General features: G+C 72.8%; 15 protein-coding genes and 1 pseudogene. 10 read left to right on the top strand and 6 right to left on the bottom strand.

Annotated features, from left to right (window positions below; genetic code table 11):
• Positions 1 to 173 precede the first annotated feature (173 nt).
• Positions 174 to 3,614 (top strand): AfsR/SARP family transcriptional regulator, encoded by a 3,441-nt coding sequence (locus ACZ4V1_RS27890; RefSeq protein WP_468341126.1) that lies wholly within the window; start codon positions 174 to 176, stop codon positions 3,612 to 3,614.
• Positions 3,615 to 3,644: 30 nt separating this feature from the next.
• Here ACZ4V1_RS27890 and ACZ4V1_RS27885 read toward each other — a convergent pair.
• Together ACZ4V1_RS27885 and ACZ4V1_RS27880 are read right to left on the bottom strand one after the other, a co-directional pair.
• Positions 3,645 to 5,335 (bottom strand): annotated as a pseudogene (locus ACZ4V1_RS27885) (bifunctional 3'-5' exonuclease/DNA polymerase).
• Between the two features lie 106 nt (positions 5,336 to 5,441).
• Entirely contained in the window at positions 5,442 to 6,194 is a 753-nt protein-coding gene (locus tag ACZ4V1_RS27880; protein WP_468341123.1) for a Clp protease N-terminal domain-containing protein, read from the bottom strand.
• Positions 6,195 to 6,372: 178 nt separating this feature from the next.
• On the opposite strand from ACZ4V1_RS27880, the gene ACZ4V1_RS27875 reads away from it, so the two are divergent.
• A complete protein-coding gene (locus tag ACZ4V1_RS27875) occupies positions 6,373 to 7,557 on the top strand; it encodes a DUF2786 domain-containing protein (RefSeq protein ID WP_468341120.1) in 1,185 nt (394 codons plus the stop codon).
• 134 nt (positions 7,558 to 7,691) lie between these two features.
• On the opposite strand, the gene ACZ4V1_RS27870 is transcribed toward ACZ4V1_RS27875, so the two are convergent.
• Positions 7,692 to 8,207: a hypothetical protein gene (locus ACZ4V1_RS27870; RefSeq protein ID WP_468341117.1), complete on the bottom strand. Its 516-nt coding sequence runs from the start codon at positions 8,205 to 8,207 to the stop codon at positions 7,692 to 7,694.
• A gap of 64 nt (positions 8,208 to 8,271) precedes the next feature.
• On the opposite strand from ACZ4V1_RS27870, the gene ACZ4V1_RS27865 reads away from it, so the two are divergent.
• Entirely contained in the window at positions 8,272 to 8,415 is a 144-nt protein-coding gene (locus ACZ4V1_RS27865) for a hypothetical protein (RefSeq protein ID WP_468341115.1), read from the top strand.
• 74 nt (positions 8,416 to 8,489) lie between these two features.
• Here the strand turns inward: ACZ4V1_RS27865 and rpsN are convergent, their stop codons facing one another.
• The gene (rpsN, locus tag ACZ4V1_RS27860; RefSeq protein ID WP_468341112.1) at positions 8,490 to 8,795 is read right to left on the bottom strand and encodes a 30S ribosomal protein S14; all 306 of its coding nucleotides are present in this window, start codon (positions 8,793 to 8,795) and stop codon (positions 8,490 to 8,492) included.
• Complete coding sequence (gene rpmB, locus ACZ4V1_RS27855; RefSeq protein ID WP_468341109.1) at positions 8,795 to 9,031, bottom strand: 50S ribosomal protein L28; 237 nt, start codon at positions 9,029 to 9,031, stop codon at positions 8,795 to 8,797. The genes rpsN and rpmB overlap by 1 nt, the downstream gene beginning before the upstream one ends.
• A gap of 71 nt (positions 9,032 to 9,102) precedes the next feature.
• Between rpmB and rpmG the strand changes: the two genes are divergently transcribed.
• The 5 genes from rpmG (at position 9,103) to ACZ4V1_RS27830 (ending at position 11,634) form a co-directional block, all read left to right on the top strand.
• Positions 9,103 to 9,267 (top strand): 50S ribosomal protein L33, encoded by a 165-nt coding sequence (rpmG, locus tag ACZ4V1_RS27850; protein ID WP_044382365.1) that lies wholly within the window; start codon positions 9,103 to 9,105, stop codon positions 9,265 to 9,267.
• 7 nt (positions 9,268 to 9,274) lie between these two features.
• Positions 9,275 to 9,529, top strand: a complete 255-nt coding sequence (locus ACZ4V1_RS27845) for a type B 50S ribosomal protein L31 (protein WP_468341105.1) — start codon at positions 9,275 to 9,277, stop codon at positions 9,527 to 9,529.
• Positions 9,526 to 10,824: a CobW family GTP-binding protein gene (locus ACZ4V1_RS27840; protein ID WP_468341103.1), complete on the top strand. Its 1,299-nt coding sequence runs from the start codon at positions 9,526 to 9,528 to the stop codon at positions 10,822 to 10,824. Before ACZ4V1_RS27845 ends, ACZ4V1_RS27840 begins: the two co-directional genes overlap by 4 nt.
• Complete coding sequence (rpsR, locus tag ACZ4V1_RS27835) at positions 10,821 to 11,060, top strand: 30S ribosomal protein S18 (protein WP_468341361.1); 240 nt, start codon at positions 10,821 to 10,823, stop codon at positions 11,058 to 11,060. The genes ACZ4V1_RS27840 and rpsR overlap by 4 nt, the downstream gene beginning before the upstream one ends.
• Positions 11,061 to 11,355: 295 nt before the next feature.
• Complete coding sequence (locus ACZ4V1_RS27830) at positions 11,356 to 11,634, top strand: DUF397 domain-containing protein (RefSeq protein WP_468341100.1); 279 nt, start codon at positions 11,356 to 11,358, stop codon at positions 11,632 to 11,634.
• 75 nt (positions 11,635 to 11,709) lie between these two features.
• Here the strand turns inward: ACZ4V1_RS27830 and ACZ4V1_RS27825 are convergent, their stop codons facing one another.
• Positions 11,710 to 12,210 carry an ATP-binding protein gene (locus ACZ4V1_RS27825; RefSeq protein WP_468341097.1) on the bottom strand — a complete coding sequence of 167 codons (501 nt, stop codon included), beginning with the start codon at positions 12,208 to 12,210 and terminating at the stop codon, positions 11,710 to 11,712.
• A 377-nt stretch (positions 12,211 to 12,587) separates the two neighbouring features.
• On the opposite strand from ACZ4V1_RS27825, the gene ACZ4V1_RS27820 reads away from it, so the two are divergent.
• Positions 12,588 to 13,412 carry a helix-turn-helix domain-containing protein gene (locus tag ACZ4V1_RS27820; RefSeq protein ID WP_468341358.1) on the top strand — a complete coding sequence of 275 codons (825 nt, stop codon included), beginning with the start codon at positions 12,588 to 12,590 and terminating at the stop codon, positions 13,410 to 13,412.
• A 116-nt stretch (positions 13,413 to 13,528) separates the two neighbouring features.
• Positions 13,529 to 14,989 carry an aldehyde dehydrogenase family protein gene (locus ACZ4V1_RS27815; protein WP_468341094.1) on the top strand — a complete coding sequence of 487 codons (1,461 nt, stop codon included), beginning with the start codon at positions 13,529 to 13,531 and terminating at the stop codon, positions 14,987 to 14,989.
• Positions 14,990 to 15,101 lie beyond the last annotated feature (112 nt).

Genomic DNA, 15,101 nt, shown 5'->3' with positions numbered 1-15,101 from the left:
CCCCGAGCAACGCGATCTACGCGCGCACCCCCGGGCCAGATCCGATGATGTGATCACATCAGACCTTGCCAACGGATCGCTAACATGTGGCCAACGGTTCTCCGTTGAGGAGAGGGCGCCGTGACGGACGCGGCCGTGGCGGAGAACCGCTGTGAGGAAGGTGGCAGGGCGGCGTGAAGCGGTACCGCCTGCGGTTCGGACTGCTGGGACCACCGGTCCTGTACGACCCGGCTGCCGCCGCCCCGGCGACCGGTGCCGGTTCTGTCACCGCTCCGGGCCTCGCTCCTGTCTCCGGCTGCCCCGGCCCCGGTTCCGGCCCCGGTTCCGGTTCCGGTTCCATCCTCGGTCCCGGCCCCGGTTCCATCCCTGGCCCCGTCCCCGCCCCCATCCCCGTCGCCAGTCCCAAGGCCCGGGCCCTGCTCGCCGCGCTCCTGTTGGAGGCGGGGCGGACCGTGTCCGTCGAGTCGCTCCAGGACGCGCTCTGGGGCGCCGCCCCGCCGGCATCCGCGCGGGCCTCGCTGCACAACCATGTGACCCGGTTGCGACGGCTGATCGACGAACCCGGCCGGCTGCGCACCGTACCGTCCGGATACCTCCTGCGGGTCGAGGAGGGAGAGGTGGACGTCCACGTCTTCGAGGCCGCCGCCGGTGAGGCGCGGGTCGCGCACGCCGACGGTGACTGGGCACGGGTCGTGCGTGCGGGCTCGGCGGCGCTCGCGCTGTGGCGGGGCGCGCCGCTCGCCGGACTGCCGGCCGAGGTGGGCGGGTACGCGTTCGCCCGGCGGCTCCGGGAGACGCGGCTCCTGCTCACCGAGTGGTGCTACGACGCCGAACTGGCCCTTGGCGGACCGCGTCTGGAGAGCCTCGTGCCGGAGCTGTCGGCGCTCGCCGCCGAGCATCCGCTGCGGGAGACGTACCACCGCCAGCTGATGCTCGCCCTGCACCGCACCGGGCGGCGGGCGGAGGCGCTGGCCGTCCACCGCGATCTGCGCGCCCGCCTCACCGAGGAGCTCGGCATCGAGCCGGGCCCCGCCGTGCGGGCGGCGCACGTGGAGATACTGCGGGGGCCCGCCGGCCTGCGTGGCGCGGCCCCGCGGGGCGCGGTCGCCCGTGAGGACGGGCCGATGGACGCCGCGCCGCGGGACACCGCGCCGAAGGGGCCCGCGCCTGGCGCCGTGCCGCAGGACGCCGCGCCGTATGGCACCGCTTCACGGAACGCGACGCCCGCTTCCCGTGAGGCGGCTCACCGTGAGGCGGCTTCCAGCGAGGCGGCTCCCAGCGCGTCCGCTCCCCCCGAAACCGCGCCCCGGGCCGATGCACCCCGCGCTGACGTCTCCTGCGCTGACGTCCCCCGCGCTGACGTCCCCCGCGCCGACGTCCCCCGCACCGACCCGCCCTCCGTCCGCGCGGTCCCGGAGCAGGCGGCCTCGGCCTCCCCTCCGCGGCCTGCGCAACTACCGGCCGCGCCTCCGCACTTCACCGGCCGCGACGCCGTACGCGGCGCCCTGGTCCGCGCCCTCGCCCCCGGTTCACACCCTCGTGTCGCCGTCGTCAGCGGCATGGCCGGCGTCGGCAAGACCGCCCTCGCGCTCCATGTCTCCCATGGCATGAAGGAACGTTTCCTCGACGGGCATCTCTACCTCAACCTGCACGGCGCCACCCCCGGAATGTCCCCGCTGGCCCCGGAGCAGGCGCTCACCGCACTGCTCCGTGACCTCGGCACCGACCCCCGGCTCATCCCCGAACGGCCCGACGCCGCAGCCGCGTTGCTGCGCTCGCTGCTCGCGCCGACGCGCACGCTCATGCTCCTGGACGACGCCGAGAGCGCCGCACAGGTACGTCCACTGCTGCCGGCCGGCCCCGGCTGCGCGGTGATCGTCACCAGCCGGTCGCCGCTCACCGCACTCGACGGCGCCCACCGCTTCCCGCTCGCGCCGCTGTCCGGGGCGGAGAGCGCGGCGCTGCTCCGGGTGGCGTCCGGGCGCGACACCCGGTCCGGACCGGACGCCGGCCACCCGCTCGTCGAGCTCACCGGCCGCCTTCCCCTGGCCCTGCGTGTCGTCGCCGCCCGCCTGGCCGCCCGGCGCGCCCTCACCCCCGACGTGCTCGCCGGTCAGCTGGCCGCCACCGAAGGGCGGCTGAACCATCTGGAGTACGACGACCTGAGCGTGCGCCGTTCCCTCGCCGTCGCCCACGACGCGCTCGCCGCCTCCGACCGCGAGGCCGACCGGGACGCGGCCCTCGCGCTGCGCCGCATCGGCGCCCTCGACCTGCCCGCGTACGGTGCGCCGCTGCTCGCCCGTCTCACCGGCGCCGACGAGGCCCGCGCCGGGGCCGCACTCGACCGCCTCGTCGACGTGGCCCTGCTGGAGGAGACCGCGTACGGCCGCTACGTCCCCCACGACCTGGTGCGCGAGTTCGCCCGGGAGATCGCGCGCGACGACACCGGTACGGACGACGTCACCGTGATCACCCTGCGCTGGTACGCCGCCGTCGCCGAGCGCGTGCTCACCGCGATCGTCGAGCCCGGCATCGACCAGGACGACCGCCGCCGTCCCACCGCCGCCCAGCCTCCCGAGCACGCGGCGGAGGTCGCCTCGATCCCGCCCTTCGACCGCCCCGAGGACGCCTTCGCCTGGGGCGACCTGGAGTCGGAGAACCTCGTCGCCCTCGTCGAGAGCCACGGGGGAGGCACCGGTGGAAGCGGCGATGGCGGGACGCGTCATCTCGCCGTCCTCGTCCGTCTCCTCTTCCCCTACGCCCAGCGCAGCGGCCGGGTGGGCGAGATGGAGGTGCTGGGCCGGGCGGCCCTCGACCTCGCGCGGCGCCACGGTGACGAGGCCGCCGAGGCCTACGCCCTGGGCGACCTGGCGGGCCTGCACTTCCTGACCGGCCGGCTCGGCGACGCGCTCGCGCTCAACGACCGTTCGCTGGCGGTCTGGCGTCGGCTCGGCACGGTCACCCGGATCCGCCGTTGCCTCAACAACCGAGGCCTGCTACTCGAAAACCTCGGTCGTCACGACGAGTCGGCCGAGGCGCTGCGGCAGAGTCTCGCGTACTCGCAGCGGCTCAACGACCCGTGGGGCGAGGCGATCACCCACAGCCATCTCGGCAACCTCTACGAGCACACGGACCCACGGGCGGCGATCGAACAGCACCGGCGTTCGCTCGCCATCGGCGACGAGATCGGCAACGTGATCGTGCAGCACTCGGCGCACTGCAACATGGGCTACGCCCACCTCACCCTCGGCGAACCGGCCTCCGCCGTGGAGCACTTCGAGGAGAGCATGCGCATCCTGGGCGGACACGGTGACTGGCACGGCGAGTCCCAGACCCGGCTCGGCCTCGTCCGCGCCCTGCGCCTGATGGGGCGTATCGAACGGGCGGCGGACGAGTGCGCGGAGCTGCTGCGCCGCGCCGACGCCCGCGCCGACCGCTACACCGGCGGTCTCGCCCGGCACCAGCAGGGGCTGCTGCTGTGGGAGCGGGGGCGCGAACAGGAGGCGTACGAGCAGTGGCGAGCGGCGCTGGCGGCGCTGGAGGGGACGGATGCGAGGGCGGTGGCGGGGGAGTTGCGGGAGCTGCTGGCCGACGGCGCCCCCACCACCGACTGATCACGTGGCTCATGCCCGCCCCCCCGCCGGTCACTTGGCGTCCGCATAGCACTCCACCACCGCCGTCGTGAACGGGAAACGCACCGGCGTGCGGCCGAACGTCAGCCGTCCCGCGAGCTCCGCCGCTTCCCGGATCGCCGCGACGACGGCGTCCGCCTCCTCCTCGGGACAGTGCACGATCACCTCGTCGTGCTGGAAGAAGACCAGCTCCGCAGCCTTGTCCGCACAGGCCTGCCGCAGCGCGGCGAGCAGCAGCAGGGTCCAGTCGGCGGCGCTGCCCTGGACGACGAAGTTCCGGGCGAAGCGGCCCCGTGCGCGGGCGTTGGTGGAGGCGTAGCCGGGCACCCACTCCTGCGTCCGGTCCGGCGTGCCGGAGGGGTCGTCCTGCGGCAGGCCCGCCTCCTCGGCACCGTCGGCCGCCCCGGCCGCCGGCGGGCAGGTGCGCCCCAGCCAGGTCCGTACGAGCCGCCCCTCCTCACCCGCGCGGGCCGCGTCGTCGACATACGCCACGGCCTGCGGGAAGCGGCGCCTGAGCGCGGCCAGGTTCTTCAGGCCGTCACCGGACGTCTGGCCGTAGACCGCGCCGAGCACGGCGAGTTTGGCCTGGGCGCGGTCGCCGGAGAAGGCGCGGTCGGACACCGACTGGTAGAGGTCGGTCTCCCGGCCGGCCACCTCCATCAGCCCGGGGTCACGGGAGATCGCCGCCAGCACGCGCGGCTCCATCTGGTCGGCGTCGGCGACGACCAGCCGCCAGCCCGGGTCGGCGACGACGGCCCGCCGGATCACCTTGGGGATCTGCAGCCCGCCCCCGCCGTTGGTCACCCAGCGTCCGGTGACGGTGCCGCCGGCCAGGAACTCGGGGCGGAACCGTCCGTCGCGCACCCAGTCCTGCAGCCAGGACCAGCCGTGGGCGACCCAGACCCGGTAGAGCTTCTTGTACTCGATCAGCGGCTTCACGGCCGGGTGGTCGATCGACTCGATCTCCCATCGGCGGGTGGAGCCGACCTTGATCCCGGCCTGGGCGAACGCCTTGACCACGTCCCGGGCAGATCGGGCCGTACCCGGCGTCCGAACGCCGCGGACACCTCCTCGGCCAGCTCGGCCAGGCGGCGCGGCTCGCCGCCGCCCGAATAGCGCTCGCCGAGCAGGTCGTGCAGTACCCGGCGGTGCACGTCGGTCCGCCAGGGCAGGCCGGCGCGGTTCATCTCGGCGGCGACCAGCGTCCCCGCCGACTCAGCCGCCGTCAGCAGCCGCATCCGGTCGGGGTGCGCGGATCCGTCGTGGCGCCGCTGCTGCTCGGCGTAGACGGTGAGCAGGTCGTCCAGGGGCAGGCGGACGGCCTGGGGCTCGAAGAGCGGGGACTGGGCGCCGGGCTCGGCGGAGCGCTGCGGCGGATCGGGCGGTACGGGGTCGCCGCGCAGCCGGGCCAGGGCCGCCGCGGCCGAGCGCGGCTCCCCGTACCGCCCTTCGTGGCCGAGCAGGAGGGTTTCGGCGGCCTCCACGTCGTAGCACCGCTCCACTCGCACCCCCGCGGCGAGCAGGTGCGGAGCGATCTCGGCGGTGGACCGCCACACCCAGCGCGCGACGCCCGGCCTGCCCCGCACGGCCTCGGCGAGGCCGGCCTCCCGTCGCACCGGTCCGGCGGGCAGCCCGTCGGGACCGAGGGGAGCGAGCTCCACGCCGCCGTCCTCGGCCACGGCGAGTGCCCACCGTTCGGCCATGACGCGAGTGTCGCAGGAGGGTCTGACAACGGCTCCCGCCGACGACCGGGGCGTTGCTCCGCCACTTCGTCCCCGCCGACGACCGGGGCGTTGCTCCGCTACCCCTTCACTCCTCCCCCCGCTCGGACTCCTGCTCCTCGGTCACCTTCAGGAACTCGGCCAGCACCTCGGTGACGTACCGCTCGGTGGCCTCCTTGCCGAGGCCGAGCCCGCTGAGTACGCCCGCACCGTGCTCGTGCTCCAGCAGGGCGAGCAGGAGGTGCTCGGTGCCGATGTAGTTGTGGCCGAGGCGCAGGGCCTCGCGGAAGGTGAGTTCCAGGACCTTCTTGGCCGCGGGACCGTAGGGCACCAGCTCGGGAACCTCGGCGGCGGCGGGCGGGAGCGCCGCGGTCGCCGCCGCACGCACCGCGTCGAGGGTCACGCCCTGCGCGGCGATCGCCTTGGCGGAGAGGCTCTCTCGTTCGGTGAGCAGGCCGAGGACGAGGTGCTCGGGCAGGCCTTCGTCGTTGCCGGCGGTCTTGGCCGCGTTGTGGGCGGCCATCACGACGTTGCGCGCGCGGGGCGTGTACCGGCTGAAGCCCTGGCTCGCGTCCAGGTCGGCCGACTCCTTGGGCACGAAGCGCTTCTGCGCCGCCTGCCGGGTGACGCCCATACTCTTGCCGATGTCCGTCCAGGACGCGCCCGAACGCCGGGCCTGGTCCACGAAGTGGCCGATGAGGTGGTCGGCCACCTCGCCGAGGTGCTCGCCGGCGATGACGGCGTCCTGGAGCTGCTCGAGCGGCTCCGCGTGCACTTTCTTGATCGCGGTGATGAGTTCGTCGAGACGTACGGATGACGTGATGCTCGGATTCGTCGTCATGTGTCAACCGTAGGTTGCCTCCATCTGACTGTCAACCGACGGTTGACAGTCAGATGAGGGCGGGGCCGACGGCTACTTCGGCGGTGCCACCACCAACCGCGCCGCCGGCCCCGGCGGCGCGGCTCCGGCCGAATTCCGCGGAGTGAGACGGACGGGAGGAGCGTGGCACCATCGCCGGGTGAGTACGCCCCGCACCGTCGACCGTGCCTTCGAGACCGCCCTGTACGACGCCGCAGACGACGCCCTCGACACCGCCGCCTCGCTGCTCGCGGCCGACCCGGCGGCGGACGTGGAACTCGCCCGGCGCGGCGAGGAGTTCGTCGCGACGGCCTGGCGGCGCGGCTGGCAGCCCGCCGACCTCGTACGGATCGTGCGGCGCGAGCTGGACGAGATCCACGTACGGCTGGTGGCGGCGCTGATCCGGGCCCAGGCGCCGCACGACCGGCCGCGCGGCCCCCGCTGGGCCGCGCAGCTCGACGACGTGCCGGACCAGGCGCCGTCCCGCGCCGACCGCTTCTCGCGCGCCACCGCCGTACTCGAGCTGTACCGCCTGTTGCTGCGCCTGCCCACGCTGGAACCCCTGGAGCCGGGGCAGCCGGGGCAGCCGGGGCAGCCGGGGACGTCGGGGGTGTCGGGGGTGTCGGGCGCGGAGTCCCGCCGGGAGAACCGGCCGGAGTCCCGCGCCCTCGCCCGCATCCGCGCGCTGCTCGCCAAGGCGGAGGCGACCGGGTATCCGGAGGAGGCGGAGGCGCTGAGCGCCAAGGCGCAGGAGCTGATGGCCCGGCACAGCGTCGACGAGGCGCTGCTGTCGGCCCACGCCCCCTCGCCCGACTCCCCGGGCGCCTGCCGGATCGGGGTGGAGCCGCCGTACGAGCAGGCCAAGGCGGTGCTGCTGGACGCGGTGGCCGACGCGAACCACTGCCGGGCGGTGTGGAACGAGCCCCTCGGCTTCTCGACCGTCGTCGGCTTCGAGGCCGACCTGGAGGCGGTCGAGCTGCTCTACACCTCGCTCCTGGTGCAGGCCGAGGCCGCGATGACGAAGGCGGAGGCCGCGCAGCGGGCCGGCGGGCGCAAACGGACCAAGACCTTCCGGCAGTCGTTCCTCGCCGCCTACGCCCACCGCGCGGGCACCCGGCTCCGGGCGGCGGCGGAAGCGGCCACCACCGAGTCCGGTACGACGACGGGCGTCGACCTCCTGCCGGTGCTCGCCTCCCGCGAGGTCGCGGTCACGGACCGGCTGGAGCGCATGTTCCCGGAGACGACGACGAGCCGCCTGCGCGGCGCCGGCGACGCGGCGGGCTGGACGGAGGGGACCCGCGCGGCCGACCGTGCCCGGGTCGACCGCCGACGGCCACTGCCGTAGACGTCCCCGGGCGGCGGGTGCCGGCACCCCGTCGCGGGGCGGCCACGCTCCGTTGACGGGCGCCCGTGCTCCGCTACAGGCGCCCGTGCTCCGCTGCGGCCGGCCGTGCTCCGCTACAGGCGCACGTGCTCCGTTCAGGAGCCGAGGCCGGCGGTCGGCAGTCCGGGCGGCAGTGATCCACCCTCCGACTTGGTGTACGTCTCCTCGCCGAGGCCGCCCTGCCACGCCACCTTGAGTGATGTCCCGCCGACCGACTCGACGGTGCCCGTCGCCCGGTCGTCGCTGCCGTCGGTGCACTTCAGGCGGATCGTGCGGGTGCCGGAGTCGTCGCCGACGGCGCCACTGCACACGGTCCCGCCCGTGGCGAAGAGGGCGGCCTTGTCGCCGGTGACCATCAGTGCGACGGCCTGGCCGTCGGTGGTGGCCAGCCAGCTGCCCTCCAGTTCCCCCGCGGCCGCGGACGGCGACCCGCCGCTGCCGTCACCCGTGTCCGCGCTCGCGGACGAGCTGGGCGCGGCCGAGGACTTGTCGCCCCCGCCCGGGCTACCGCCGGAGCCCCCGCCCGAGCCGTCGTCGGAGTCACCGCCGTCGGTGCAGGCGGTCAGCGCCAGCGCGCCCGCCAGCCCGACGGCCACGGCGGCGGCCCGCACGGACCGACGAGTCGCCCGCCCGTGCCGTTCGCGGACACCTGCGGCCGTACTCGTCCCGTTCGCCGTGCTCGCCGCCGTGGTCGCCGTGCTCGCCGCCGTGCGCGCCGTGTTCGCCGCCGTACTCGCCGTACTCGCCGTTCTCGTCGCGTTCGCCGTGCTCGCCGTACTCTCCGCAGTCACGAATGTCACCGGAAGCTCCAAGCTGTAGCCGGACGGCCGGGTCGGCCTCAGGACAGCCGCAAGCTACCAGGACGTCCTGCCAGGACGCCCTGCGCGGACGCCCTACCAGGACGACTTGCGAACTCCCGGCAGGTGCCCGGCGTGTGCCTGCTCACGCAGGTTCACCCGGGACAGCCCGAAGACGCGGAAGTAACCGCGCGGGCGGCCGTCGATCTGGTCGCGGTTGCGCACCCGGGTGGGGCTCGCGTCGCGGGGCTGCCGGCGCAGCTCCCGCTGGGCGGCGAGCCGTTCGGCCTCCGTCGAGGACGGCCGGCGGACGATCTCCTTCAACTCGGCCCGGCGTGCGGCGTACCGCGCGACGACCTCCTGCCGCTGTTCGTTCTTCGCGATCTTGCTCTTCTTCGCCATCAGACCTTCACTCCTCGGGCGCGGATGCGCGCCACGGCCGCCTCGACGCCGATCGCGTCGATCGTTCTGATCGCCTTCGTGCTCAGCCGCAGCCGTACGTGCCGGCTCTCGCTCGGCAGCCAGTAGCGCTTGGTCTGGATGTTGGGGTCGAAGCGGCGGGAGGTCCGCCGATGGGAGTGGGAGATGCGGTTGCCGAAGCCGGGCGCGGTGCCGGTCAGCATGCAGTGGGCGGACACGGTGACGTACCTCTCCTTCAGACCGGACGGTCTTAGCTGCTAATGGAATTCATTTTCAGTAAGGTAGCAGCATGGCACGCAACGAACTCCGCCCGGTCATCAAACTCCGGTCCACCGCCGGGACCGGCTTCACCTACGTCACCCGCAAGAACCGCCGCAACGACCCGGACCGGCTGACCCTGCGCAAGTACGACCCGGTCGCCGGCCGCCACGTCGACTTCCGAGAGGAGCGCTGATCCCGGCATGCGCAAGGGCATCCACCCCGAGTACCGCCCGGTCGTCTTCCGCGACCGCGCCGCGGACTACGCCTTCCTCACCCGCTCGACCATGACCAGCGAGCGGACGATCGAGTGGGAGGACGGCCACACCTACCCGGTCGTCGACGTCGAGATCTCGAACGTCAGCCACCCCTTCTGCACCGGCACCGCCCGCGTCCTGGACACGGCCGGCCGCGTGGAGCGCTTCGAGCGGCGGTACGGGAAGCGGGACGGGGCATGAGCGGGCCGGACCGCCCCGGCCGTCCGGACCGCCCCGACCGTCCGGGCTTCCCCGACCGTCCGGGCCTCCCGGTGGTGATCGTCGGCGGGCTGCACGCCGACGCGCGCAGGGCGGCCGTGGCCCGGCTGCTGGCCGACGTGCCCGGCAGCGTCGTTCTCCACCACGACCTGGCCACGGCCACCGCGGGCACGGTCGTACGCACCGTCCGGGACGCCACCGGCATCTTGTCCGCCGGTGAGGCGCCCCTGGTCAACGACTGCGCCTGCTGCGCGCTGCGCGAGGACCTCGTCCCCGAGCTGGAGCGGCTCGCGGACGCCGGAGGCACCCCGCTGGCGGTCGTCGAGCTGTGGGACTCCGTCGAGCCCAAGGCGATGGCGGAGGTGGTGACGGCCGGTGGCTTCACCGTCACCGGCGTGATCACCGCCGTCGACCCGGCGCTGGTGCTGCCGTACCTCGGCAACGGCGACGACCTCGCCGAGGGCGGCCTCGCCGCCGCCGCCACCGACCAGCGCACCGTCGCGGACACCTTCGCGCGGCAGCTGGAGTACGCCCCCGTCCTCGCCCTCGCCGACTCCCTCCCCGGCTCCCAGGAGGCCGACGACGAGGACCGCGAGCTGCTGGCCCAGCTCCATCCGACAGCCCGCCGGGTCCCGATCGGCCACGGCGACCCGGCGGGCGCACCACCCGCGCCCCCTCCGGCGTCCTCACTCGCGCCCTCGCCCCTGCCGGTGTCCTCGTCCTCGCCCTCCCCCGCGGCCTCGGAGCTGGCACGGGCCGCCCTCGCCGGGTTCGACGTGGAGGCCGCGGCCTTCGCCCAGCACCCGGCCTGCGCCCTGCTGCCCGCCGAGGCCGACGCGCACGGCGTCGCCACCCTCGTCTGGCACCGCCGCCGCCCCTTCCACCCGGAGCGGCTGTACGCGGCGCTCGAGGACCTGACCTGCGCCGCCGCCCGCAGCCGGGGCCGGTTCTGGCTCGCCGGCAAGGCGGACACCCTGCTGCACTGGGACGCCGCGGGCGGGGCCCTGTGCGTGGAGAGCGCGGGGCCCTGGCTCGCGTCACTGCCCGACGCCGCGTGGGAGCTGGTTCCGCCGGTGCGCCGCGCCGCCGCCGCGATGGACTGGCACCCCGAGCACGGTGACCGCTGCCAGCACCTGGTCTTCACGTCCCCCGGCCTCGACCGCGACGGCCTGGAGCGGCTCCTGGAGTCCTGCCTGCTGACCGACGCCGAGTACGCCGCGGGCCAGGCCGCCTGGGAGCGGCTGCCGCCCGCCTTCGACACCCTCCTGGAGGTCTGACCATGCCCCGCAAGAGCGACCGCAAGCCCGCCGGGAAGCGGCCCAATCCACTGGACCAGGCCGGAGTGACGTACATCGACTACAAGGACACCGACCTGTTGCGGAGGTTCATCTCCGACCGGGGGAAGATCCGCAGCCGCCGTGTCACCCGCGTGACCTCCCAGCAGCAGCGGCAGCTGGCCAGGGCGATCAAGAACGCGCGAGAGATGGCACTGCTGCCGTACGGCCAACGCTGACTGCGTGGAACCCCGTCGCACCGGGGGCTCGCTCACGGGAGCGGGCCCCCGGTTTTGTTGCATCTTGTTGCATGTTCTTCGAATACGGGGGCACATGCGGGAACGACTCGCAGGGACCGGGCGTCAAAGAGAACAAGGCTCCGGTAAAGCCGCCGTCAAAGCTGTAACCGCAGGAACACCGCGCGTGCACGTGCATTTGCTCATGCATCTGCACGTGAACAAGGGTTATGATCCGGATCAGTTGACCACTGCATCAATGGCCTCATCAGCCAAGTGCACCACCGGGGAGCGACCTGTGGACCACGACGTGTACGACGTGTACGCCGCTGACGCCGCGACCGGCGTGTACAACGGCATGGCCGCCGCGCAGTTGCACGATGTGGCCTGGCAGAAGAGTCGGCACAGCAATTCGCAGGGCTCCTGCGTGGAGTTCGCGCGGCTGCCCGACGGCGCGGTGGCGGTGCGCAACTCCCGCTTTCCCGACGGCCCCGCGCTCGTCTACACACGCGCCGAGATCGAGGCCATGCTGCTCGGCGTCAAGGACGGCGAGTTCGACCACTTGATCGCGAGCTGATCACGAGCTACCCGGAGCCGACCGCGAGCTGACACGCGTAGAACCGCGACGCGAGAAAGTGTCACGGAGTGGTCGTCACTCGAAGGTCCGCTCCGCGCTCCCGTCGGGCTTGTGGAGCCGGAAGAGCGCCCAGACCACCTTGCCGTTGAGTGTCCCGGCGAGCGGATGCCAGCCCCAGCTGTCGCTGAACGAGTCGACGAGGAACAGGCCCCGGCCCGACTCCGCCGAGAAGTCGTCCGCCTCGCGGGCGACCGGGCTGTCGTGACTGGGGTCGCGGACCGCGCACACCAGCCGCTCGGTCCAGCGCATCAGGTGCAGCCGGACCGGGCCGATCTGCTCCCCGTGGCGCGGGGTGTCGGCCGGCAGCGCGTGCCGCAGGGCGTTGGTGACGAGTTCCGAGACCACCAGGCAGACATCGTCGAAACGCTCGCCCGTGTCCCAGCCGTCGAGCGTTCTGCGGGTGAATCGCCGGGCTTCGCGCACCGCTTCGTACCTCGGCGGCAGGGCGCAGGAGGCGGCGTTGGACACGGCGGCGGGGTCGAGTGGCGGAAGGCCCTGCCGTAACGGCTCGAGCATGGTCGATCCATTCGTCCCCATGCGAGGCACTCCCGGGAATTCGCGGTCGTAGCGATGCGGCGCGGTGGTGCGGGACCATGGTTTCGGATGCGTACCGCAGATGCAAGGGCAGATGCACGTGCACGTGACCGAAATAGACCTGCCCGTACCGCTTGTTGGTCAATTTTTCCGTCCCTTTCGCCTCCTCTTCATCTCGCACGGCGGACACTCCCTGGCCGTTGTGCGCATGATCCCGAGCGTTTCCTTTGGCTCGATTCCGTTTCCGTAACCGGACGAGTACTGCTCGGAGTGTTTTAGTGGCAGACTTCGACCCCTGAAGACGGTTGGGGAGGCTGGCGAACGTGAGCGCGGGAGAGCCCGGATCGGTGGTGCGGCGCATGCTGCTCGGATCACAACTCAGGCGACTGCGTGAGACGCGGGGGATCACGCGAGAGGCGGCGGGCTACTCGATCCGCGCCTCGGAATCGAAGATCAGCCGGATGGAGCTGGGCCGGGTGAGCTTCAAGACCAGGGACGTCGAGGACCTGCTGACGCTGTACGGCATCACGGACGAGCAGGAGCGCACCTCCCTGCTCTCCCTGGCCAAGGAGGCCAACGTCGCCGGGTGGTGGCACAGTTACTCCGACGTGCTGCCCAGCTGGTTCCCCACCTATGTGGGCCTGGAGGGCGCCGCCTCGCAGATCCGGGTCTACGAGGTGCAGTTCGTGCACGGCCTGCTGCAGACCGAGGAGTACGCCCGCGCGGTCGTCCGGCGCGGCATGAAGGGCGCCGGCGAGGCGGACGTCGAGCGGCGGGTGGCACTGCGCCTGGAGCGGCAGAAGCACCTCGTCGCCGAGAGCGCCCCCGAGTTCCACATCGTCCTGGACGAGGCGGCGCTGCGCCGCCCGTACGGCGACCGCGAGGTGATGCGCGGGCAGCTCCAGCACCTGATCGAGATGTCCGAACGCCCCAATGTGCGGCTTCAGGTGATGCCGTTCGGCTTCGGCGGGCACTCCGGCGAGAGTGGCGCGTTCACGATCCTCGGCTTCCCCGAGTCCGACCTGTCGGACGTCGTCTACCTGGAGCAGCTCACCAGCGCGCTGTACCTCGACAAGCACGAGGACGTCACCCAGTACGAGACGGCGCTGAAGGAACTGCAGCAGGACAGCCCGGGGCCGGACGAGAGCCGGGACCTTCTGCGAGGGCTCCTCCAGCTCTCCTGAGGAGCCTCGCCGGCTGCCCCGAGGACCTCTCAACTCGCGTGAAACACAAGTACGATGACGACCGGTCAGGCGGCTTGCTCGCGGCAGCTGCGGCAGCTAGGGGATTGAGGGATCACATGTCGTCGTACTTCACCGACCTCGCCCGGCAGTACATCGACGGCGAGTGGCGCCCGGGTACCGGTTCCTGGGACATCATCGACTTCAACCCGTACGACAACGAGAAGCTGGCCTCGGTCACGATAGCCACGGTCGACGAGGTGGACGCGGCGTACCGGGCGGCCGAGCGCGCGCAGAAGCGGTGGGCGGCGACGAACCCGTACGCGCGCCGCGCGGTGTTCGAGAAGGTGCTGCGCCTCGTGGAGGACCGCGAGGCGGAGATCAGCGAGGCGATCATCGCCGAGCTGGGCGGCACCCGCCTGAAGGCCGCCTTCGAGTTGCACCTCGCCAAGGAGTTCCTGCGCGAGGCGGTCCACCTGTCGCTGCGCCCGGAGGGCCGGATCATCCCCTCGCCGGTCGACGGCAAGGAGAACCGCGTCTACCGGGTGCCGGTCGGCGTCGTGGGCGTCATCAGCCCCTTCAACTTCCCCTTCCTCCTCTCCCTGAAGTCGGTCGCCCCGGCCCTCGCCCTCGGCAACGGCGTCGTCCTCAAACCGCACCAGAACACGCCGATCGTCGGCGGCACCCTGGTCGCGAAGCTCTTCGAGGACGCCGGCCTGCCCGGCGGCCTGCTGAACGTGGTGGTCACCGACATCGCGGAGATAGGCGACGCCTTCCTGGAGCACCCGGTCCCGAAGGTGATCTCCTTCACCGGCTCGGACAAGGTGGGCCGCCACGTGGCCACCGTCTGTGCCGCGCACTTCAAGCGCTCGGTCCTCGAACTCGGCGGCAACAGCGCGCTCGTGGTCCTCGACGACGCGGACGTCGACTACGCGGTCGACGCCGCCGTCTTCAGCCGGTTCGTCCACCAGGGACAGGTCTGCATGGCCGCCAACCGCGTCCTGGTCGACCGCTCGGTGGCCGACGAGTTCACCGAGAAGTTCGTCGCCAAGGTCAAGACCCTCAAGGCGGGCGACCCGCGCGACCCGTCGACCGTCATCGGGCCGGTGATCAACTCCTCGCAGGCGGACGCCGTCTCGGGCGTTGTCGAGCAGGCGCTGGCCGAGGGCGCCACCGCCCTGGTGCGGGGCACCGTCACGGACAACCTCGTCGAGCCCTCCGTCCTCACCGACGTCCCCGCCGACTCCGCGCTGCTCCAGCAGGAGGTCTTCGGCCCGGTCGCCTTCCTCGTCCCGTTCGACGGCGAGGAGGAGGCCGTACGCCTCGTCAACGACACCCCGTACGGCCTGAGCGGCGCCGTGCACACCGGGAACATCGAGCGCGGCGTCAACTTCGCCAAGCAGATCGACACCGGCATGTTCCACGTGAACGACGGGACCGTGCACGACGAGCCGATCGTGCCCTTCGGCGGTGAGAAGCACTCCGGCATCGGCCGCCTCAACGGTGACACCATGCTGGACGCCTTCACCACGCAGAAGTGGATCTCGGTGCAGCACGGCCGGAGCGGTTTCCCCTTCTGAGGACACCCGTGAAGGGCGGGCGGACATGCTCCGGCCGGCGTCTGGGCGCATGTCCGCTGTGCGGCCCATCGCCGAAGCGCCCGCGTGGAGCGCGACCGCCCGCGTGGAGCGC

The organism is Streptomyces sp. NPDC028991 (assembly GCF_055564775.1).
Note: the sequence above shows the minus strand (reverse complement) of the source record. Positions and strands in the feature narration are given on the sequence as shown.

What these genes read in the sequence shown, in the direction of transcription:
- ACZ4V1_RS27880 (WP_468341123.1), bottom strand. Translation starts at nt 6,194, where the DNA reads ATGACGACGAATCCGAGCATCACGTCATCCGTACGTCTCGACGAACTC.
- rpsN (WP_468341112.1), bottom strand. Translation starts at nt 8,795, where the DNA reads ATGGCGAAGAAGAGCAAGATCGCGAAGAACGAACAGCGGCAGGAGGTC.
- rpmG (WP_044382365.1), top strand. Translation starts at nt 9,103, where the DNA reads ATGGCACGCAACGAACTCCGCCCGGTCATCAAACTCCGGTCCACCGCC.
- ACZ4V1_RS27845 (WP_468341105.1), top strand. Translation starts at nt 9,275, where the DNA reads ATGCGCAAGGGCATCCACCCCGAGTACCGCCCGGTCGTCTTCCGCGAC.
- ACZ4V1_RS27840 (WP_468341103.1), top strand. Translation starts at nt 9,526, where the DNA reads ATGAGCGGGCCGGACCGCCCCGGCCGTCCGGACCGCCCCGACCGTCCG.
- ACZ4V1_RS27825 (WP_468341097.1), bottom strand. Translation starts at nt 12,210, where the DNA reads ATGCTCGAGCCGTTACGGCAGGGCCTTCCGCCACTCGACCCCGCCGCC.
- ACZ4V1_RS27820 (WP_468341358.1), top strand. Translation starts at nt 12,588, where the DNA reads ATGCTGCTCGGATCACAACTCAGGCGACTGCGTGAGACGCGGGGGATC.
- ACZ4V1_RS27815 (WP_468341094.1), top strand. Translation starts at nt 13,529, where the DNA reads ATGTCGTCGTACTTCACCGACCTCGCCCGGCAGTACATCGACGGCGAG.